The organism is Streptomyces sp. NRRL S-337 (assembly GCF_000720175.1).
Classification (GTDB): domain Bacteria; phylum Actinomycetota; class Actinomycetes; order Streptomycetales; family Streptomycetaceae; genus Streptomyces; species Streptomyces siderophoricus.
The window spans coordinates 23,640-44,251 of the sequence record NZ_JOIX01000029.1 but is presented as its reverse complement, the minus strand read 5'-3'; the positions used below and the strand labels follow the sequence as shown (position 1 = coordinate 44,251).

Here is a 20,612-nt window from a genome sequence, read left to right as displayed (position 1 = left end):
GACCACATCCCTTCCCCGAGCCCTCGAAACCGGCTCGGGCAGGGGAGACCCCAATCCCGTAAGGAGCAACCGAAACCATGGCGGTTTCCGTATCCCTTCCGGCGCTCGGCGAGAGCGTCACCGAGGGCACCGTCACTCGCTGGCTGAAGGCCGAGGGTGAGCGCGTAGAGGCCGACGAGCCTCTGCTGGAGGTGTCGACCGACAAGGTCGACACCGAGATCCCGGCCCCGGCCGCCGGCATCCTGACCTCCATCAAGGTGGCCGAGGACGAGACCGTCGAGGTCGGCGCCGAGCTGGCCGTCATCGACGACGGCACCGGTGCGCCGGCCGCTGCCCCGGCCCCGGCCGCCGCCGAGGCCCCCGCCCCGGCCGCGCAGCCCGAGCCCGCCGCGGCTCCGGCCCCGGCCGCCGAGGCCCCGGCCCCCGCCGCCCCCGCGGGCGGCGCCGAGGGCACCGACGTCGTCCTCCCCGCGCTCGGTGAGAGCGTCACCGAGGGCACCGTCACCCGCTGGCTGAAGGAGGTCGGCGAGGAGGTCTCGGCCGACGAGCCGCTGCTGGAGGTCTCCACCGACAAGGTCGACACCGAGATCCCGGCGCCGGCCTCCGGCACCCTGCTGGAGATCGTGGTCGGCGAGGACGAGACCGCCGAGGTCGGCGCCAAGCTCGCCGTCATCGGCGCCAAGGGCGCGGCCCCCGCCGCCCCCGCGGCTCCGGCCCCGGCCGCCCCGGCTCCGGCCGCCGAGCCCACCCCGGCTCCGGCGCCCGCGCCGGCCGCTCCGGCGCCCGCCGCCCCGGCCGCCCCCGCGGCGCCGGCTCCGGCCCCCGCGCCGGCTCCGGCCGCCCCGGCTCCGGTCACCCCGGCCCCGGCCGCCGGTGAGGGCGAGGGCGCCTACGTCACCCCGCTGGTGCGCAAGCTCGCCGCGGAGAGCGGCGTGGACCTCGCCACGGTCAAGGGCACCGGTGTCGGTGGCCGGATCCGCAAGCAGGACGTCATCGCCGCCGCCGAGGCCGCCAAGGCCGCTGTGCCTGCCGCCGCGCCGGCCGCCGCGCCGTCGAAGGCCCCGGCGCTGGAGGTCTCCCCGCTGCGCGGTCAGACCGTCAAGATGCCGCGGATGCGCAAGGTCATCGGCGACAACATGATGAAGGCCCTGCACGGCCAGGCGCAGCTGACCACCGTGGTCGAGGTGGACATCACCGCGATCATGCGGATGCGCAACAAGGCCAAGGACGCCTTCGCGCAGCGTGAGGGCGTCAAGCTCTCCCCGATGCCGTTCTTCGTCAAGGCCGCCGTCCAGGCGCTGAAGGCCCACCCGGTCGTCAACGCCCGGATCAACGAGGACGAGGGCACCATCACCTACTTCGACACCGAGAACATCGGTATCGCGGTGGACGCGGAGAAGGGCCTGATGACCCCGGTCATCAAGGGTGCGGGCGACCTCAACATCGCCGGTATCGCCCGCAAGACCGCGGAGCTGGCGGGCAAGGTCCGGGCGAACAAGATCACCCCGGACGAGCTGTCCGGTGCGACCTTCACGATCTCCAACACCGGGTCGCGCGGCGCGCTGTTCGACACCGTGATCGTGCCCCCGAACCAGGTCGGCATCCTGGGCATCGGCGCGACCGTCAAGCGTCCGGTGGTCATCAACCACCCGGACCTCGGCGAGACCATCGCGGTGCGCGACATGACCTACCTCGCGCTCTCCTACGACCACCGTCTGGTGGACGGCGCCGACGCCGCCCGCTACCTGACCACGGTCAAGCAGATCCTGGAGGCCGCCGAGTTCGAGACCGAGATCGGTCTCTGAGCCCGGCAGTCACCCGGTAGGCGTGTAGCAGCAGGGGCCGGCCCCGGTTCGTACGGCATCCGTACGGACCGGGGCCGGCCCTTCTGCATGCCGCCGTCCGGCCGCCGTCCCGGATAATGGCCCCCTCGCCACCCGCCGCGTCACCCCCCGCTCTGAAGGAGCACCTCATGACCCCGCCCGTCGTCCATTCGCTGCGCGAGCAGATCCGCGAGCACATCCTCGAGGGGATCGTCAGCGGCCGCTGGCAGCCGGGCGAGCGGATCGTCGAGCGGCGGATCGCGGTGGAGCTGGAGGTCAGCCAGACGCCCGTACGGGAGGCGCTGCGCGAGCTGGAGTCGCTGCGGCTGATCGAGTCGGCGCCCAACAAGGGCGTACGGGTGCGGAACCTGACCGCGGCCGACCTCAAGGAGAGCTACCCGGTGCGGGCCGGGCTGGAGCAGGTCGCCGCGGAGCTGGCCGCGGGGCGGCTGGCGGAGGACACCGCCGCACTGGAGCGGGAGGTGGCGGCGCTGCGCGAGGCGGACCGGGCGGGCGACGGGGAGGCGCAGGTGCGGCACACCGTGGCGTTCCACCGGGAGATCGTGCGGGCCGCCGGGAACGCCGTGCTGCTGCACACCTGGGAGTCGCTGGGCATCGAGGTCTGGACGGCGCTGTCGATCCGCTGGTTCAGCCCGGAGCAGCGCTCGCACGCCCAGGACCACCAGGAGATCGTGGACGCGTTCCGGCGGCGTGACCCGAAGATCGGCACGCTGCTCAAGACACACGTGCTGAGCTGCGCACCGAGGGTCTGAACGGGTGCGCCGGGCGGGCCCGAGGGGCCCCGGCGCGGCATAGCGGAGGACCCCTCCGGGGCTGGCACCGAGTGCCCGAAATCGCGGCACCCCGTGCCGACCTGCGGTTTTCCGGTTGCTCAGCGTTGATCGATCATCGATCAGGGGCGTATCGTCTTCCGACGGGGCGCGACACCCTGCCTGCCGAAACTGCCGAACTCGCATCCGGGTGCCGTCGAGATCCCGCCGCAGCCCACGCGCGCGGCCCGGTCCTCGACGGCACCCCCGAGCTTCCCTCCCGTCCGGAAAGGGGCCACCCATGCCCGACCCCGTGCGCCTGCCGTACAGCCAGCTCGACCAGCTCCCGGACCGCGACCCCGAGGAGACGGCCGAGTGGCGCGAGTCGCTCGACGCCGTCACCAAGGCAGCGGGCCCGCATCGCGCCGCCTACCTGATGCGCCGCACCCTGGAGCAGTCGGGGCTCGCGCTCCCCCAGCTCCTGGAGAGCGACTACCTCAACACCATCCCCACCGCCGCCGAGCCCGCCGTTCCGGGTGACGAGGCGATGGAAGCCAGGATCGCCGCCTGGAACCGCTGGAACGCGGCCGCGATGGTCTCCCGCGGCGCCAAGTACGGCGTCGGCGGCCACATCGCGACCTTCGCGTCCGCGGCCTGGCTCTACGAGACCGGCTTCAACCACTTCTTCCGCGGCAAGGAGGGCGACGGCAGCGGCGACCAGCTCTACATCCAGGGCCACGCCGCGCCCGGCATCTACGCCCGCGCCTTCCTCGACGGCCGCCTCACCGAGGAGCACCTCGACCACTTCCGCCGCGAGGCCGGGGGCAAGGGCCTGCCGTCCTACCCGCACCCGCGGCGGCTGCCCTGGCTGTGGGAGTTCCCCACCGTGTCGATGGGCCTCGGCCCGCTGTCGGCCATCTACCAGGCGCGCTTCAACCGCTACCTGACCAACCGCGGCATCAAGGACGTCTCCGACTCGCACGTCTGGGCGTTCCTGGGCGACGGCGAGATGGACGAGCCGGAGTCGACCGCCGCGCTCGCGCTCGCCTCCCGTGAGGGCCTGGACAACCTCACCTTCGTCATCAACTGCAACCTGCAGCGCCTGGACGGCCCGGTCCGCGCCAACTTCAAGATCGTGCAGGAGCTGGAGGCCCAGTTCCGCGGCGCCGGCTGGAACGTCGTCAAGACGCTGTGGGGCACCGCCTGGGACGAGCTCTTCCGGCTCGACACCACCGGCGCGCTGGCCCGCCGGCTGCGCGAGGTACCGGACGCCCAGTTCCAGACCTACGCGACCCGCGACGCGGCCTACATCCGCGACCACTTCTTCGGCGCCGAGCCCGCCCTCGTCGAGATGGCCAGACTGCTCTCCGACGACAAGATCCTGGAGTGCTTCCACCTCTCCCGCGGCGGCCACGAGTCCCGCAAGGTGTACGCGGCGTACAAGGCGGCCGTGGAGCACAAGGGCGCCCCGACCGTGATCCTCGCGCAGACGGTCAAGGGCTTCACCCTCGGCAAGGGCTTCGAGTCCAAGAACGCCAACCACCAGATGAAGAAGCTGACGGTGGACGAGTTCAAGGTCATGCGCGACCTGCTCGAACTCCCCATCTCCGACAGCGACTTCACCGACGGCCAGGTCCCCTACGGCCACCCGGGCGCCGACTCCCCCGAGGTCCGCTACCTCCAGGAGCGCCGCGCGGCCCTCGGCGGCCCGGCCCCGGCCCGCCGCGTCCACCCGCTCGCGCCGCTGCCGGCCCCGGCCGACAAGGCCTTCGCCGCCTTCGACAAGGGCTCCGGCAACCAGTCCGTGGCCACCACCATGGCCTTCGTCCGCCTGGTCAAGGACCTCATCCGCGACAAGCAGACCGGCAAGCGCTGGGTGCCGATCGTCCCCGACGAGGCCCGCACCTTCGGCATGGAGTCGCTCTTCCCGTCGCTCGGGATCTACTCCCCCAAGGGCCAGACGTACGAGCCGGTCGACCGCGACCAGCTGATGTACTACAAGGAAGCCACGGACGGCCAGATCCTCAACGAGGGCATCACCGAGGCCGGTTCGATGGCGGACTTCATCGCCGCCGCCACCGCGTACGCCACGCACGGCGAGACGATGATCCCCTTCTACATCTTCTACTCGATGTTCGGCTGGCAGCGCACCGCCGACCAGATGTGGCAGCTCGGCGACCAGCTCGGCAAGGGCTTCCTGGTCGGCGCCACGGCCGGCCGCACCACGCTGACCGGTGAGGGCCTGCAGCACGCGGACGGCCACTCGCCGATGATCGCGTCGACCAACCCGGCGGCGCTGTCGTACGACCCGGCGTTCGCGTACGAGGTCGCGGCGATCGTCAAGGACGGCCTGCGCCGCATGTACGGCGAGACCGCCCCCGGCGAGGACCCGAACGTCTTCTACTACCTCACGGTCTACAACGAGCCGATGCCCCAGCCGGCCAAGCCCGCGGGCGTCGACGAGGGCATCGTCCGCGGCCTGTACCGCTTCAACACCGCGGCCACGGCGGGCGTCACGGTGCCCGCCGACGCCCCGGGGATCCAGCTGCTGGCCTCCGGCACCGCGATCCACTGGGCGCTCAGGGCCCAGCGGATGCTCGCCGACGAGTGGGGCGTGGCCGCCGACGTGTGGTCCGCGACCTCCTGGACGGAGCTGCGGCGCGACGCACTGGAGGCCGACGAGGCCACCCTGCGCGGCGAGCAGCGCACGCCGTACGTCCGCGAGGCGCTCAGCGGCGTCGAGACGCCGGTCCTGGCGGTCAGCGACTACATGCGCCAGGTCCCGGACCAGATCGCGCAGTGGGTCGAGCAGGACTGGTCCTCCCTCGGCGCGGACGGCTTCGGCCTGTCCGACACCCGCGAGGCGGCCCGCCGCCACTTCGGCGTCGACGCCGAGTCGCTGGTCGTCGCGGCACTGGCCCAGCTCGCCCGCCGCGGTGACGTCCCGGCCTCCGCGGTCAAGGAGGCCCGCGAGCGCTACGGCTTCTGAGCCGCCCCTTCCCAGGGGCCCCCTACTCCCGTGCGGAGGTCACCCACCCGCGCCCGGAACCTCCGCACGGGAATCCACGGCCCGGCCGGTCATGCCCTGACCACGGCCGGGCCTTCTTTCTGCCGGCCGGGGCGGACCGGCCGCCCGCGACCGCTCGGCCCGCGACCGCCCGCCCCCGCGCGCCCCGGCGTTGTCAGTGGCCCCCGGCATCATGAAGGCATGCGTGCTGCCCGGCTGATCAAGATGGTGCTGCTGCTCCAGTCGCGTCCGTCGATGACCGGCGCCGAGCTGGCGCGGGAGTTGGAGGTGTCCGAGCGCACGGTCGCGCGGGACGTGCTCTCCCTCTCCGAGGCCGGAGTGCCCGTCTACGCCGACCGCGGCCGGGCCGGTGGGTACCGCCTGATCGGCGGCTACCGCACCCGCCTCACGGGTCTCGGCCGCAGCGAGGCGGAGGCGCTCTTCCTCTCCGGAGTGCCCGGCGCACTGCGGCAGATGGGGCTCGCCGACGCCGCCTCCGCCGCCCGGCTGAAGGTCTCCGCCGCCCTCCTGCCGGAGCTGCGGGACGCCGCCACGGGCGCCGCCCAGCGCTTCCACCTCGACGCCCCCGCCTGGTACAAGGAGCCCGAAACGCCCGGTCTGCTGCCCGCGATCGCCGAGGCCGTGTGGTCCGACCGCCGGATCGCGGCCCGCTACCTCCGGAAGGCGAAGGGGGCCGAACGCACCGAGGTGCGGCGGGAGTTGGAGCCGTACGGCCTCGTACTGAAGGCGGGCGTGTGGTATCTGGCGGCGCGGGCCGAGGGGGACTTCCGGGTGTACCGGATCGACCGCTTCACCGCCGTCGACGTGCTCGACGACGGGCCCGGCGCCTTCACCCGGGACGCGTCGTTCGACCTGCCGGCGTTCTGGGCCGAGCGGGCCGCGGAGTTCGCCCGCTCGATCCTCCGTACCGAGGTGGTGCTCCGGCTCTCCGAGCCCGGGGTCCGCGTCCTGCCGCACGTCACCGAGGCCGCGGCGGCCCGCGAGGCGATCGACGCCGCCCGGGCCGCCGGCGGGCCGGACGCACACGGCCGGCTGACGGTCACCCTCCGCGTGGAGTCCCACGAGGTCGCGTACTCCCAGCTGCTGGCCCTCGGCCCCGAGGGCGAGGTCCTCGCCCCCGCCGCGTTGCGTGACCGCTTGGCGGCGGCCGCCCGGCGCACGGCCGCGCTGTACGGGAGTGATCGGGGCGATCGGGGTGCCTAGCGGTAGTCCGCCGCGGTGGCGTCCTTACCGCCGAAGACCACGTCCTCGAAGTAGCCGAAGCAGTCGGGGCGGGAGCCGTCCGTGTCGGTGAAGTCGTACTCCTTCGCCAACTGGCCGCTGGAAAGCGACCGGCCGGTCCAGCGTGCCTTGTCCGGGTCGGCGGCCAGCGCCCGTACGGCCCGGCCGATCAGGGCCGGTGACTCGGCGATCGCGAAGTGCGGCTCCTTGGCCACCGCCTCGCGCCAGGTCTCCTCGGTCACCCCGAAGTGGTCCAGCATCTCCTCGGACCGCAGGAAGCCGGGGGTGAGCGACACCACCGTGCCGCCCAGTTCCTTCACCTCGGCGGCGAGGCCGAAGGCGATGCGGTGCGGGGCGTTCTTGGTGAGGTCGAAGCAGAGGTTCTCGCGGTAGGTGCGGTTGAAGGACGCCGTGCCGTCGGTGACCTCGACCAGCAGACCGCCGGGCCGCCGGTTCATCAGCGGCAGCGCGTAATGGCTGGTGATGACGTGGCTGTCGATGCCGAGGCGGAACATCCGCAGGCCGTCGGCCAGGTCGAGGTCCCAGAGCTTGGTGTGGAATTCGAGCAGATGGTCGCCGCCCCAGACGCTGTTGACCAGGATGTCCAGCCGCCCCTGTTCCCGGTCGATGCGCTCGATCAGGGCCTTGACCTGCGTCGGCTCCAGATGGTCGGTCGGTACCGCGATCCCGGTCCCGCCCGCCCGTCGCCCGCCACCGCCCTCGGCCGAGGCCCTGTGGGCCGCCTCTCCCGCTGCGGTCACCAGCTCAGCGGTCTGCTCGATCGTCTCGGTCGGGCGGCCCACCTCGCTGACCCGGTCGCGGGTCGTCCGCCCGGTGACGTACACCAGCGCGCCCGCCCGGCCCAGCTCGACGGCCATCGCCCGGCCCGCGCCCCGGGTCGCCCCGGCGACCAGCGCCACCCGCCCGGTCAGCTCCGCGGTCACCGGCCGGTCCGGTCCGCCGTTCGTCGCGTGCCCACTCGTCACGTTCCACTCCTCGATGTCAGGTGCCCCACTGTCAGATGCCGCGCGCACGGGCCGGCGGCCCACCAGGGCTCGCCCGGCCCGGCGCAGCGTGACTCTGACACCGAATCCCGACACCTTCTGTCCGGATTCCCCTCCGTGGCGGACGCCGCGCGCCACACCGCCGGCCGGCCGGTCCCCCTGGCCACCCCCTACGGCCGGAACGCCCGCACGCTCCCCCCGTTCCGCAGCCGTCCGACGACCTCGGCGGCGGGGGCCGGGCCGGGGGCCGGTGCGGCGAGGGTGGGGCCCTCGGCGGTGGCCCGGAGGGCGCCGGTGGCGTCGAGACCCTCGACGTCCGGGCCGCCCGCGGCCAGCAGGTACCACTTCCCGGACGGCGACCGCCAGGGGACGTCCCCGACGACGTGCGGGCCGTAGCGGCTGCAGGCGGCGGTGCCGTCGGACCGGCCGGCGATCCGGCCGGGGTCGCCCGGACGTACGGCGGGCGGCAGGAAGCGGACCGTCGCGCTCCCGGGCCCGCGCCAGGTGTCGGCGCGGGTGCACACCCAGGTCGCGCTGCCGCCGTCCTCGGGGAGGCGCTGCACGGCGAACGCCCAGTCGCTGACGGACCGTACGCCGGCGCCCCGCAGCGCGCCCAGCCCGCAGGCCGTACGGGCCCAGGTCCCCAGGGCCGCGGGGTCGGTGGCCTCGCGCTGCCCCGCGACCGGGCCCGCGGCGCCGGCGGGCGGCGGCGGTACGTAGGTGAGGTGGACGGGGACGAGGTCGTTGAGGTCGGCCAGCAGGAAGGGCGGGGCCGGCGCCCCGATCCGCGTCGAGGGGCGGAACTGCGCCACCGGCCAGTGCCCGCAGCCGCCGCCCGTCCGCGGGGGGAGCGGGATGCGGTCGGTGACGCCGTCGGGGGCGACGTGCAGCCCGTGCGGCGGGGCGCCCGGCGCCAGCAGGTCGCGGACGGCGACGTCGGAGATCCAGGGCGCGAGCAGATAGCGCATCCAGCCGTTGCCGCGGCCGATCACCAGCGCGGCGCCGCTCGTCAGGTCCGCGTCGTCCACCCGCGCGAAGTGCAGCGTGGGAGTGGCGTCTTCGGGTTCGGCGTAGCGGACCAGTCGTTCGCCGTCGTGGAGGACGACCACCATGACGTTGTCGATCAGGCCGGCGTACAGCAGCTGCGGCGGATGGTCGGGCGGGCGGGTGGAGGTGCCCGCGGAGGCGGTGATCCGGGCGTCGGCGGGCGGGGCCGCCCAGACCCGCAGCGCCCGGCCCAGCAGCTCCTCGTCGCCGGCCTGCCGGCCGCGCGCGGGCCAGGCGGTGAAGTCCACCCGCGCGGTGTCGGACCACTGCTCGTTGCGGGTGCGCAGCAGCTTGGCGGGGTCCAGCGCCTGCTCGGCGGGGGTCGCCGGCCGGCCCGCCGGGTCCCCGTCACCGCCGGGCACCGCCGCGACCACCGCGCCGATCGCCGCGACGGCCGCCAGCGCCACCGCGGTCCGCAGCCGCTGCCGGCGGCGCAGCAGGTCCGTCGGCCGGGTCTGGACCGTACAGGGGTCGAACTCCCCGGAGTTCAGCAGCGCCGCGGCCCCCGCCCCGGTCTCCCGGTCCAGTTGCTCGGCCGCCCGCAGCGCGGCCTCCGGGTCGGCGGCCCCGGCCCGTTCCAGCAGCGCCCGTACGGCGTCCTCGTCCAGGCCCTCCAGCTGCCACAGTCCGATGGCGGCCCGGACCGACGCCGGGACGGCGGACAGCGCCTGGTCCAGGGCGAGTTCATCGGCGCCGCCGGCCCGGGGGAAGAGCCGCAGGCCCCAGACCTGGGGCACCGCCGGGAGCCCCCGGCCGGGCCGGCCCTCGTGGGCCAGCGCCAGCCGCAGGGTCCGCAGCCGCACCAGGTCGTAGCCGTTCTCGGGCAGCGGGCCGCGCTGGGCCGGCAGCCCGCCGTCCGGGCGGCGCCGGCGACCGGTGCGCGGCAGTGCCCGCTGGACCAGACCGTGCGCGGTGAGCACCCGGCGGTGGCGGCCCATCGACGGGGGCAGGACGAGATAGGCGAGGCGGACCAGCCGCGGATAGTGCTCGACGAGGGCCGCCTCGGCCCGTTCGACGTCGGCCCGGGTGCGTTCGTCCATGGGCATGGCCTGGAACAGCCCTTCAGAAATTGGCAGATTTACCGACTATGCCGTGTATGCCGTCGTTTGGTTGTTGCACGCCTTCCAACGAGTGATTCTTGGGGCGGTCACCCGACGGCCCGCCCGGCCCCGCGCGGCCCGTACGCGCCCGGCCACCGCCCGCGCCCGGCCCGCCCGTCCCCCCGCTCCCTGCCTGCTCATTCCCCCCTCCCCCGGCCCGGACGGCAGCCCGCGTCCGGCCCGGTCCGGCCCGGTCGACGGCACGACAGCATCCGGGGGACTCCGCATGCGGCACACCCCCGCAGGGCAGATGCTGGAGCGGTGATGGACGAGACGGAGTTCTGGGAGCTGATCGACGACTCGCGCGAGGCGGCCGAGGGGGATCCCGAGGAGCAGGCCGACGCGCTGGTCGAGCGGCTGCTCAGGCGCGACCCGGACGCCGTCGTGGACTTCGCCCGCCACTTCGAGTCCCGCTACAACCGGGCGTACACCTGGGACCTGTGGGCGGCGGCCGCGGTCCTCCTGGACGGCTGCAGCGACGACGCCTTCGACTACTTCCGCTGCTGGCTGATCGCCCAGGGCCGGGAGGTCTTCGAGGGCGGGGTGCACGACCCGGACCAGCTCGCCGAGCTCCTCGACGACTTCGACGAGTCGGTGGACGGGGACGCCGAGGAGGTGGGATACGCGGCCGACGAGGCGTACGAGCAGATGACCGGCGGGTCGATGCCGGACCTGGAACTGCCGCCGCCGCCCCGCGAACCGCTCGGCACGTACGTCGACTTCGACGACGACGAGACCCTCGCCGAACGCTTCCCCCTCCTCTGGGACCGTTTCCGGCCATAGGGACTCGGGCCCCGCGCCGGGCAGTTGTCGTCGCCGGACGCCGGGCCCGGGCAGTATGGGCGCATGCGGATCGCGATCACCGGCTCGACCGGACTCATCGGCACGGCCCTCGTACGGTCCCTGCGCACGGACGGCCACGACGTCGTCCGGCTCGTACGGCGCGCCCCGGCGGCCGGCGACGAGGTGCGCTGGGACCCCGCGCGGCAGCAGGTCGACACCGCGGGGCTGGCCGGCTGCGAAGCGGTGGTCCACCTCGCGGGCGCGGGCGTCGGCGACCACCGCTGGACCACCGCCTACAAGCAGCAGATCCGCGACAGCCGGGTGCTCGGCACCCGGGCCCTGGCCGAGGCGCTCGCCTCGATGGACGTCCCGCCGCGGGTCTTCGTCTCGGGCAGTGCGATCGGCTACTACGGGGACACCGGCGACCGGCGGACGGACGAGAGCGCGCCGGCCGGCCACGGTTTCCTGCCCGAGGTGTGCGTGGACTGGGAGGCCGCCGCGCGGCCGGCCCAGGACGCCGGCATCCGCACCGTCTTCGCCCGCACCGGCCTGGTCGTGGCGCGCTCGGGCGGTGCCTGGGGGCGGCTGTTCCCGGTCTTCCGGCTCGGTCTGGGCGGGCGGCTCGGCGACGGCAGCCAGTACTGGAGCTTCATCTCCCTGCACGACCACATCGCGGCGCTCCGCCACCTCGTGACCACCGAGGAGCTGACCGGTCCGGTCAACCTCACCGCGCCGGAACCGGTGACCAACCGGGAGGTCACCGCCGTGATGGGCCGGGTGCTGCACCGCCCCACGCTGTTCTCCGTTCCGGCGCCGGTGCTGCGGATCGCCCTCGGTGAGTTCGCCGGGGACGTGCTGGGCAGCCAGCGGGTGGTGCCGAAGCGGCTGCTGGAGTCCGGGTTCACGTTCGCGCACCCGCGGATCGTCGAGGCGGTCCGGGCGGCGGTCGGCTGAGGGGGCGCCCGGCCGGGCGCCGTCCAGCCCCGATAGACGGCCGCGGCCGCCGGCAGCCGCCGGCAAACCTCCGCCGAGGGCGCTCCCACGCGCCCCGTACGCCCCCTGTCGTACGCGCCGGCGGCTCCCTACCTTTCCGCACACATCACCCGGCATTCCTCGCGGCCTCAGAGGGCATGACACTCGGTGCACCGCCGCTGGGACCGACCTCGGGAGGCCATGTGCTGCGTACCGCTTCGACCGTGGACGTCGTCATCGTGGGAGCCGGCCCGGCCGGTCTCGCCGCCGCCCGCCACCTGACCGGCGCGGGGGTGTCGGTCACGGTCCTGGAGGCCGCCGCGCGGATCGGCGGCCGCTCCGTCACCGACCGGCTCGACGGCTTCCGGCTGGACCGCTGCGGCCGGCCGCTGGCCGTCTGCGCCGCCGAACTGCGCCGCACGCCGGGGCTCGGAGATCTGACGCTCCGTCCGTTCGCGCCGGTGCTGAGCGTCCACAACGGCCAGCGGGCGCAGCACATCAGCGGCTCCCGGAGCACAAGGGGCGCACTCTCCGCGGCGCGCGCCCTCGCGCGCGCCGACCGTCCGATCCAGGACGCCCTGGCGACCCGGCCCACCTTCCCGCCCCGCACCCCGGACGTCTTCCTGCGGCCGCTGCTGGGCATGCTGCTGTGTGATCCGCGGCTGCGCGGCTCCAGCCGGAGCGCCGCGCTCGCGCTGCGCGGCTACGCGGAGACCGGCCGCCTGTGGGTGCCGGCCGGCGGCGCCTCGGCCGTCCCCGACCTGCTCGCGGCCGGCCTCCCGCCCGGCACGGTCCGCACGTCCGTCCAGGTCACCTCGGTCTCCACCACGGGCGTCAGCACCGCCGAGCACGGCCGGATCCCCTGCCGGGCGGTCCTGCTGGCCACCGGTGCCCGCGACGCCGCCGAACTGCTCCCGGGCCTGCGGGTGCCCGCCTTCCACCCGGTGACGGTGCTGCACCACACCGTCCCGGCCGGTGCGGACGGCCGCGGCATGCCGTCCCGGGACGCCACCACGGCGATCCTGCCGGTGGACGGGCCGGTCGCCTGCAGCTTCCGCGCCGGGGCGGTCGACCCGTCCCGTACGCCGCCCGGCCGGCCGCTGATCACCACGACCGTGCTCGGCGCCGCGGCGGCGCTGCCGCTGTCCGTCCTCGACAAGACCGTCCGGCCCCAGCTGGAGCGGCTCTACGGGGCGCGCACCGACGACTGGGAGCTGCTGACCGGCCATCACGACCCGTACGCGGTCCCGGCGATGCCGGCCCCGCACGATCCGCAGCGGCCCGTACGGGTGCTGGCCGGGCTCTACGTCTGCGGCGACCACCGCGATGCCGGCACGCTCCAGGGCGCGCTGAACTCGGGCCGGCGGGCGGCCCGCGCCCTGCTGACGGACTTCGGGCTGCCGGCCCTCACCACCGAACCGGACGCCCTGCGCCCGGCGGCCTGACCACCGGGGCCGGCCGGGCCCGGCGCACCGCCCGGCCCGGCTCCCCCGGGCGGTGCCTCAGCCCAGCGCGGCGATCCGCTCGCGGTAGCCGCGCACCGGCGCCGCGTCCCGGTACGGCTCCAGGCGGCGCTCGAACTCCCTGACGTACTCATGGGCGCGCACCGACCGCATCTCGGACGCCTGGAGCGCCGCCTCCGCCCCGAGCGTGCAGGCCTGTTCCAGCTCGCCCAGGCCCAGCCGCGCGGTCGCCAGCACCACCCGGCAGAACAGCCGGCTGCGGGCGAACCCGGCGGCGCGCAGCTGCAGGGAGCGCTCGGCGTGCTGGGAAGCCGCGCGGTACTGCTGGAGGTCGCGGTGGCAGTGCGCCAGTTCGTCGGCGAGCTGGGCCTCGTCGAAGAAGCGGGCCCAGTACGGGGTGTCGTCCCCGGGGCGGGAGGTCTCCAGCGCGCGTTCCGCGCGGGCCAGCGCCGCCGTGCAGGCCCGGACCTCGCCCAGGACACCGTGGCCGCGGGCCTCCGCGGAGTGCAGCAGCGCCTGGACGGCGGGCGGCGCACCGCTGCCGATGCCCTGCTGGGCGACGCGCGCCAGCTGGACGGCCTCCCTGCCGTGCCCCAGATAGACGGCCTGCCGGCTCATCGTCACCAGGACGTAGGAGCCGTACGCCCGGTCGCCGGCCGCCTGGGCCAGCCGCAGGGCCTGGACGAAGTACCGCTGCGCCAGGCCGTGCGCGGCGATGTCGTACGAGGTCCAGCCCGCGAGCCGGGTCAGATCGGCGACCGCCGCGAACAGCCGGCGGCCGGTGGCCTCGCCGTAGGTGCCGCGCAGCATCGGCTCGGCCTCGTGCTCCAGATAGCGCACCAGGGCCTGCCGGGCGTGGCCGCCGCCGTAGGCGTGGTCCAGCGCCCGGAACAGCTCGCCGACCGAGCGCAGGGCGGCGATGTCGCCGGAGGTGACCTTGGAGCCCTGGGTGCGGTCGACCCGGTCGGCGGTCCGGCGCTGCCGGGGCACCGAGGCGCGGCCGCCCTGGACGGGCACCCGGCCGGCGCTCTCGCCCGCACCCGTGCCCGCACCCGTGCCCGCACCCGTGGCCTCGCCGGTGGCCGGCTCGCCGCGGGCCACCCGGTCGTCGGGCCGGCCGATCAGCCAGTCGCGGCTGGGGACCACGAGCCCGGCCGGGGTGAAGGCGATCTTGCGGAGCTCGGCGTGGCTGCCGGAGTCCTTGCGCCACAGTCCGCTGACGATGTCCACCGCCTCGGTGGGGCTCGCGGCGAACTCCAGCCCGGCGTACACCGGCGCACAGGCGTCCAGACCGAGGTCCTGGGCGGACAGCCGGCGCCCGAGCCGGCGGGTGAAAACCTCCGCGATCAGCGCGGGGGTGGTGCCCCGGGGCTGCTGGCCGCGCAGCCAGCGGGTGACCGAGGTCTTGTCGTAGCGGAGGTCGAGGCCGTGCTCGATGCCGAGTTGGTCGACCCGTCTGGCCAGACCGGCGTTGGAGAAGCCCGCCTCGGCGATGAGCGCGGCGAGCTGTCGGTTGGGGGTGTGCGCGGGTCGTTCCGTCATCAGCTTTACGGTCTCCTGCCTTCCGGGCCGGGCGCCGGTTTCGGCCCACCCGGTCCGGCATGCTCATCGCCCTCTTGGAACGGCGTGAATGTAACGGCCTTCGGTGCCGTTCTTGCGGCCTGCGTCCCGCGTTCATCCGATCGTGTGAGCAGGGGCGGGACTGCGGTTGCTGGGGGTACACCGGCCGCCTGCGGGGACCGGATCCGGCCGCCGTACAGTTGCTGGGGGCGCGAACGCATCGAAACGCATCAACGTTGCCGCACAGCGCAACAGAAGTTCGGATGGGAGCTGCCGTGACTGCGATCTCTCGGGGGGAGACCCCCGCACCCGAGGGGCTGCGCTTTGTCCACCTGGGCTTCGGGGCCGACGCGGTCGACTACGAGTCGGCCTGGCAGGAGCAGCGCCGGATCCACGCCGCCCGGTTCGCGGACGAGGTGCCCGACACCTGTCTGCTGCTGGAGCATCTGTCCGTCTACACCGCGGGCCGGCGCACGTCCGACGACGAGCGCCCCCTGGACGGCACGCCGGTCGTCGACGTGGACCGCGGCGGGAAGATCACCTGGCACGGCCCCGGCCAGCTGATCGGCTACCCGATCCAGAAGCTGCCGCGTCCGGTGGACGTCGTCGCGCACGTGCGGCGCCTGGAGGAGGCGCTGATCCGGGCCTGCGCCGAGTTCGGCATCGAGGGCAGCCGGGTCGAGGGCCGCAGCGGTGTGTGGGTGCTGGGCGACCCGCTGGAGGAGCGGCCGGCCCTGGGCGGGCTGAACCTGGACTTCGACCCGCGGCTGGCGGACGAGCTGTTCGACCCGCGGCTGAACGGCCCGGAGTACGCGCCGTCCAACGCCGGACAGCGCCGGGAGGACCGCAAGCTCGCCGCGATCGGCATCCGGGTCGCCAAGGGCGTCACGATGCACGGCTTCTCGCTGAACGTGAACCCGGACAACACCTCGTTCGACAAGATCGTGCCGTGCGGCATCCGCGACGCGGGGGTGGCCTCGCTCGCCGGTGAACTGGGCCGGGACATCACCATCGCCGAGGTGCTGCCCGTGGTGGAGAAGCATCTGCGCGACGTCCTGGAGAACGCCGAGCTGCTGCCCCGGGCGGTCTGACCGCCCGGCGGTCCGGGACGGTCCGACCGCCCCGGCAGCGCGGGAATGCGACCCTGCGACCTGGGGTTGCCATGCACGTAAAGACGTGCGAATTATCGGGCGTACCCTGGTGTTCGCCGTAGAAACGAAGTGGTAGGGAGCCGGACGTGTCCGCAGTCGCACCCGACGGGCGCAAGATGCTTCGCCTGGAGGTCCGGAACAGCCAGACCCCCATCGAGCGCAAGCCCGAGTGGATCAAGACCCGGGCGAAAATGGGTCCCGAGTACAACCACCTCCAGGGCCTGGTCAAGAGCGAGGGCCTGCACACGGTCTGCCAGGAGGCGGGCTGCCCCAACATCTACGAGTGCTGGGAGGACCGCGAGGCGACGTTCCTCATCGGCGGCGACCAGTGCACCCGTCGGTGTGACTTCTGCCAGATCGACACCGGCAAGCCGCAGGCGCTGGACCGCGACGAGCCGCGCCGGGTCGCCGAGTCCGTGCAGACCATGGGCCTGAAGTACGCCACGATCACCGGCGTCGCGCGCGACGACCTGGAGGACGGCGGCGCCTGGCTGTACGCCGAGACCGTCCGGCAGATCCACGCCGCGATGCCCGGCACCGGCGTCGAGCTGCTGATCCCGGACTTCAACGCGGTCCCCGAGCAGCTCGCCGAGGTCTTCTCCTCCCGTCCCGAGGTGCTGGCCCACAACGTCGAGACGGTCCCGCGGATCTTCAAGCGGATCCGCCCCGGCTTCCGTTACGAGCGGTCGCTGGAGGTGATCACCAAGGCCCGCGAGGCCGGCCTGGTCACCAAGTCCAACCTGATCCTGGGCATGGGCGAGGAGCGCGAGGAGATCAGCCAGGCGCTCCAGGACCTGTACGACGCGGGCTGCGAGCTGATCACGATCACCCAGTACCTGCGCCCGTCGGTCCGGCACCACCCCATCGAGCGCTGGGTCAAGCCGGCCGAGTTCGTGGAGCTCAAGGAGGAGGCCGAGGAGATCGGCTACGCGGGTGTCATGTCCGGTCCGCTGGTCCGCTCCTCGTACCGCGCCGGCCGCCTTTACCAGCAGGCCATCGAGCGGCGCGAGGTCGAGGCGTCCAGTCAGGCGGTTTGAGTCCGGCCGGCCCTCCCCGGCGCGCCGTCTTGTGAAATGTGGCACATGCTGGAACCACGCGGCCCGCACTCCCCTCAGGACAGGGGGCGTGGCGGGCCGCGTCAACGTTTCATTGGTGTTTGACCGGCAGGTCATCCGTTGGTAACACCGTTGAGTGACGATGGATGCACGCACCGCTCCCACACCAGTCCTGCTTTCTCCGAACAGCCAGAGGGAGTCACTGACCATGCAGGCCGCGCCGCTCCGCGCCACCCCCGTCCGCCCCCTTCCTTCCGTCACCGGTGCCCTGCGTGCCGTCGAGGCCGTCCTGATGCGCGGCGGCCAGCGCACCGCCCGCCGCAACGCCTGGACGTCGGTCCTGGAGGACCGCCGCCGGGCCAAGGACCGCCACGAGGCGGCGCACGTACTGGAGGCCGCGGCGACCCGCCGCCCGCACGCCACGTAAACTTCGCTGTATGGCGAGGAAGGCACACTCCAACGGCGCTGCCGGCGCTGAGAACCCCGGGCGGCTGAAGCAGATCGCCCTGACCTACAAGATGACCCGTCGGGTCGACTCGAAGGTCGGTCTTGTCGTCGCTGGCGTAGGCATCGTCGTATTCGGCGTCCTCCTCGCCATCGGCTTCGCGATCGGCCACCCCGTCTACGCCGGAATCCTGGGCTTCGTCCTGGCCTTCCTGGCGATGGCGATCATCTTCGGACGGCGTGCCGAGCGCGCGGCCTTCGGGCAGATGGAAGGCCAGCCCGGTGCGGCGGCCGCGGTACTGGACAACGTCGGGCGCGGCTGGACGGTCACCCCGGCGGTGGCCATGAACCGCAACCAGGACGTCGTGCACCGCGCGGTCGGCAAGGCCGGCATCGTGCTGGTCGGCGAGGGCAACCCGAACCGGCTGCGCGGCCTGCTGGCCGCCGAGAAGAAGCGGATGGCGCGTACCGTCGCCGACGCCCCGGTCCACGACATCGTGGTGGGCGACGGCGAGGGCCAGGTCCCGCTGAAGAAGCTCCGCACGACCCTGCTGAAGCTGCCCCGTGTCCTCCCCGGCGCCCAGGTCACCACGGTCAACGACCGGCTGCGGGCACTGGGCGACCTGATGAGCAACATGCCCGTACCGAAGGGCCCGATGCCGAAGGGCATGCGGATGCCCAAGGGCGGCGGCAAGGCACGCTGAGCGCAGCCCCCGATCCGACACGGGTGGGGCCCGGGACCGTCGCGGTCCCGGGCCCCACCCGTCTGTCATGTCACCCGTGCGTCATGTCGAGCCGGTGTGTCATGACATCCGTGCGTCGTCACGATCCGGTGTGCCATGACATCCCTGTGTCATGAATCCATGGGTCATGACGATCCGGTTTCTCACGTCATCCGTGCGTCCTGTCGATCCGGCGGCTAGATCCGGACCTGTACGGCGCGCACCAGGCGGTCGTGCAGTCCGCGGCCGTCCCGGTCCCAGACGACGGCCGGGATGACCAGGACGAGCAGCAGGGTCCGCAGCACCACCCGCGGCAGCGAGATCCGGCCGCCGCCCTCGGCGACCACCCGCAGGCCCAGCAGCCGCTTGCCCGGCGTGAAGCCGACCGTGCCGACCGTCAGCACGCTGAGCACCGCGAAGACCACCAGAGCCCAGTTGCTCGCCGACTGGGCCCGGCCGCCGCTGAGCAGCCCGTAGGCGATCAGCAGGCACAGCGCCCAGTCGATGAAGAGCGCGGCGAACCGGCGCCCGGGGCGGGCGAGCGCCCCCGGCCCCTCCTCCGGCAGCCCGAGCCGCTGCCCGCGGTATCCGAATTCGACGCCCATGTCCTCGGCTGCCGCGCGGGGCCCGGAGATCCACGATCCGATTGCTTGCCTGTTGTCCACCCGTCCACGGTACTGGGACCGCATACGTTCCCTTCCCGGAGGGCCGGTATCCGCGCGGGCGGACCGCCCGGAACGGTGGCGGAAACCTGGCCTCACCACCGGGTCCGCAATCCCGTTCATTGGCGCACACTGGGGGGTAAAGAGGACCGCGCGGCGGTTAACCTCGGCGAAACAAATGGGTCATGCTTGAGAAATCCCGCCTGCCTATGGTCGGGCGAGCGCGCCACCGGACTGGTCGCGTTCCGAGTAGCAATCCCGCGTCCGCCGACCGGTGACCGGGCTAGGAGGAGTTGGATGTTCCAGAACGCCGACGAGGCCAAGAAGTTCATCGCGGACGAGGACGTCAAGTTCATCGATGTCCGTTTCTGCGACCTGCCCGGTGTGATGCAGCACTTCACGATCCCGGCAGCGGCCTTCGACCCGGCCGAAGAGCTGGCGTTCGATGGCTCCTCGATCCGTGGTTTCCAGGCCATCCACGAGTCCGACATGGCGCTGCGCGCCGACCTCTCCACCGCTCGTGTGGACCCGTTCCGCCGGGACAAGACGGTCAACGTCAACTTCTTCATCCACGACCCGATCACCGGCGAGCAGTACAGCCGCGACCCGCGCAACATCGCCAAGAAGGCCGAGGCCTACCTCGCCTCCACCGGCATCGCGGACACCGCGTACTTCGGCCCGGAGGCCGAGTTCTACGTCTTCGACAACGTCCGCTTCGAGACCAAGTCGAACGAGTCCTTCTACCACATCGACTCCGAGGCCGGCGCCTGGAACACCGGCTCCGAGGAGAACAACCGCGGTTACAAGGTCCGCTACAAGGGCGGCTACTTCCCGGCCCCGCCGGTCGACCACTTCGCCGACCTGCGCGCCGAGATCTCCCTGGAGCTGGACAAGGCCGGCCTGCAGGTCGAGCGCCAGCACCACGAGGTCGGCACCGCCGGCCAGGCGGAGATCAACTACAAGTTCAACACCCTGCTGGCCGCCGCCGACGACCTGATGCTCTTCAAGTACATCGTGAAGAACGTCGCCTGGCGCAACGGCAAGACCGCCACCTTCATGCCCAAGCCGATCTTCGGTGACAACGGCTCCGGCATGCACGTCCACCAGTCCCTGTGGCAGGGCGGCGAGCCCCTCTTCTACGACGAGCAGGGCTACGCGGGCCTCTCGGACACCGCCCGCTACTACATCGGCGGCATCCTCAAGCACGCCCCCTCGCTCCTCGCCTTCACCAACCCGACGGTGAACTCCTACCACCGCCTGGTCCCCGGCTTCGAGGCCCCGGTCAACCTGGTCTACTCCCAGCGCAACCGCTCCGCGGCCATGCGCATCCCGATCACGGGCTCCAACCCCAAGGCCAAGCGCGTCGAGTTCCGCGCCCCGGACCCGTCCTCGAACCCGTACCTCGCCTTCTCCGCCCTCCTCCTGGCGGGCCTGGACGGCGTCAAGAACAAGATCGAGCCGGCCGAGCCGATCGACAAGGACCTCTACGAGCTCGCCCCCGAGGAGCACGCGGGCGTCCCCCAGGTCCCGACCTCCCTCCCGGCCGTCCTCGACGCCCTGGAAGAGGACAACGAGTACCTCCAGCAGGGCGGCGTCTTCACCGCCGACCTGATCGAGACCTGGATCGACTACAAGCGCACCAACGAAATCGCCCCGATCCAGCTGCGGCCGCACCCGCACGAGTTCGAGCTTTACTACGACATCTAAGACCGCCCCAAGCCGGCGCGGTTTTCCGCTCCGGCCTGTGAGGTCTCCGGGCCGTCGGTCGTGTTTCTCCCGCTTCGGGAGAAACACGACCGACGGCCCT

General features: G+C 73.2%; 16 protein-coding genes. 12 read left to right on the top strand and 4 right to left on the bottom strand.

Annotated features, from left to right (window positions below):
* Positions 1 to 77 precede the first annotated feature (77 nt).
* The 4 genes from sucB (at position 78) to IG62_RS0121105 (ending at position 6,824) form a co-directional block, all read left to right on the top strand.
* On the top strand, positions 78 to 1,805 hold the full coding sequence (gene sucB, locus IG62_RS0121120) for a 2-oxoglutarate dehydrogenase, E2 component, dihydrolipoamide succinyltransferase (protein WP_030805304.1): 1,728 nt from the start codon (positions 78 to 80) through the stop codon (positions 1,803 to 1,805).
* A gap of 167 nt (positions 1,806 to 1,972) precedes the next feature.
* Positions 1,973 to 2,596, top strand: a complete 624-nt coding sequence (locus IG62_RS0121115) for a GntR family transcriptional regulator (RefSeq protein ID WP_030805301.1) — start codon at positions 1,973 to 1,975, stop codon at positions 2,594 to 2,596.
* 298 nt (positions 2,597 to 2,894) lie between these two features.
* Positions 2,895 to 5,582 (top strand): pyruvate dehydrogenase (acetyl-transferring), homodimeric type, encoded by a 2,688-nt coding sequence (gene aceE / locus IG62_RS0121110; protein WP_030805298.1) that lies wholly within the window; start codon positions 2,895 to 2,897, stop codon positions 5,580 to 5,582.
* 219 nt (positions 5,583 to 5,801) lie between these two features.
* Positions 5,802 to 6,824: a helix-turn-helix transcriptional regulator gene (locus IG62_RS0121105; protein ID WP_030805297.1), complete on the top strand. Its 1,023-nt coding sequence runs from the start codon at positions 5,802 to 5,804 to the stop codon at positions 6,822 to 6,824.
* Here IG62_RS0121105 and IG62_RS0121100 read toward each other — a convergent pair.
* Both IG62_RS0121100 and IG62_RS0121095 read right to left on the bottom strand, forming a co-directional pair.
* Positions 6,821 to 7,786, bottom strand: a complete 966-nt coding sequence (locus IG62_RS0121100; RefSeq protein WP_030805295.1) for an SDR family oxidoreductase — start codon at positions 7,784 to 7,786, stop codon at positions 6,821 to 6,823. The genes IG62_RS0121105 and IG62_RS0121100 overlap by 4 nt on opposite strands.
* A 230-nt stretch (positions 7,787 to 8,016) precedes the next feature.
* Positions 8,017 to 9,933, bottom strand: coding sequence for a hypothetical protein (locus tag IG62_RS0121095; protein WP_030805292.1), 1,917 nt, complete (start codon positions 9,931 to 9,933; stop codon positions 8,017 to 8,019).
* 324 nt (positions 9,934 to 10,257) lie between these two features.
* Between IG62_RS0121095 and IG62_RS0121090 the strand changes: the two genes are divergently transcribed.
* The 3 genes from IG62_RS0121090 to IG62_RS0121080 all read left to right on the top strand — a co-directional run bounded on the left by IG62_RS0121090 (position 10,258) and on the right by IG62_RS0121080 (position 13,193).
* Positions 10,258 to 10,776, top strand: a complete 519-nt coding sequence (locus IG62_RS0121090) for a DUF4240 domain-containing protein (RefSeq protein WP_030805289.1) — start codon at positions 10,258 to 10,260, stop codon at positions 10,774 to 10,776.
* A gap of 63 nt (positions 10,777 to 10,839) precedes the next feature.
* On the top strand, positions 10,840 to 11,730 hold the full coding sequence (locus IG62_RS0121085) for a TIGR01777 family oxidoreductase (RefSeq protein ID WP_030805286.1): 891 nt from the start codon (positions 10,840 to 10,842) through the stop codon (positions 11,728 to 11,730).
* 221 nt (positions 11,731 to 11,951) lie between these two features.
* The gene (locus IG62_RS0121080; protein WP_030805283.1) at positions 11,952 to 13,193 is read left to right on the top strand and encodes an FAD-dependent oxidoreductase; all 1,242 of its coding nucleotides are present in this window, start codon (positions 11,952 to 11,954) and stop codon (positions 13,191 to 13,193) included.
* A gap of 57 nt (positions 13,194 to 13,250) precedes the next feature.
* On the opposite strand, the gene IG62_RS0121075 is transcribed toward IG62_RS0121080, so the two are convergent.
* Complete coding sequence (locus IG62_RS0121075) at positions 13,251 to 14,753, bottom strand: hypothetical protein (RefSeq protein WP_030805280.1); 1,503 nt, start codon at positions 14,751 to 14,753, stop codon at positions 13,251 to 13,253.
* A gap of 281 nt (positions 14,754 to 15,034) precedes the next feature.
* Between IG62_RS0121075 and lipB the strand changes: the two genes are divergently transcribed.
* The 4 genes from lipB (at position 15,035) to IG62_RS0121055 (ending at position 18,125) form a co-directional block, all read left to right on the top strand.
* Positions 15,035 to 15,862: a lipoyl(octanoyl) transferase LipB gene (gene lipB, locus IG62_RS0121070; protein ID WP_199812506.1), complete on the top strand. Its 828-nt coding sequence runs from the start codon at positions 15,035 to 15,037 to the stop codon at positions 15,860 to 15,862.
* A gap of 146 nt (positions 15,863 to 16,008) precedes the next feature.
* Complete coding sequence (gene lipA / locus IG62_RS0121065; protein ID WP_030414838.1) at positions 16,009 to 16,959, top strand: lipoyl synthase; 951 nt, start codon at positions 16,009 to 16,011, stop codon at positions 16,957 to 16,959.
* A 226-nt stretch (positions 16,960 to 17,185) separates the two neighbouring features.
* Positions 17,186 to 17,404 carry a hypothetical protein gene (locus IG62_RS0121060; RefSeq protein WP_030805273.1) on the top strand — a complete coding sequence of 73 codons (219 nt, stop codon included), beginning with the start codon at positions 17,186 to 17,188 and terminating at the stop codon, positions 17,402 to 17,404.
* A gap of 10 nt (positions 17,405 to 17,414) precedes the next feature.
* Entirely contained in the window at positions 17,415 to 18,125 is a 711-nt protein-coding gene (locus tag IG62_RS0121055; protein ID WP_030805270.1) for a DUF4191 domain-containing protein, read from the top strand.
* Positions 18,126 to 18,340: 215 nt separating this feature from the next.
* On the opposite strand, the gene IG62_RS0121050 is transcribed toward IG62_RS0121055, so the two are convergent.
* Positions 18,341 to 18,808, bottom strand: coding sequence for an RDD family protein (locus tag IG62_RS0121050; RefSeq protein ID WP_199812505.1), 468 nt, complete (start codon positions 18,806 to 18,808; stop codon positions 18,341 to 18,343).
* Between the two features lie 294 nt (positions 18,809 to 19,102).
* Here IG62_RS0121050 and glnA point away from each other — a divergent pair, with 294 nt between their 5' ends.
* Positions 19,103 to 20,512: a type I glutamate--ammonia ligase gene (gene glnA / locus IG62_RS0121045; RefSeq protein ID WP_030805266.1), complete on the top strand. Its 1,410-nt coding sequence runs from the start codon at positions 19,103 to 19,105 to the stop codon at positions 20,510 to 20,512.
* Positions 20,513 to 20,612 lie beyond the last annotated feature (100 nt).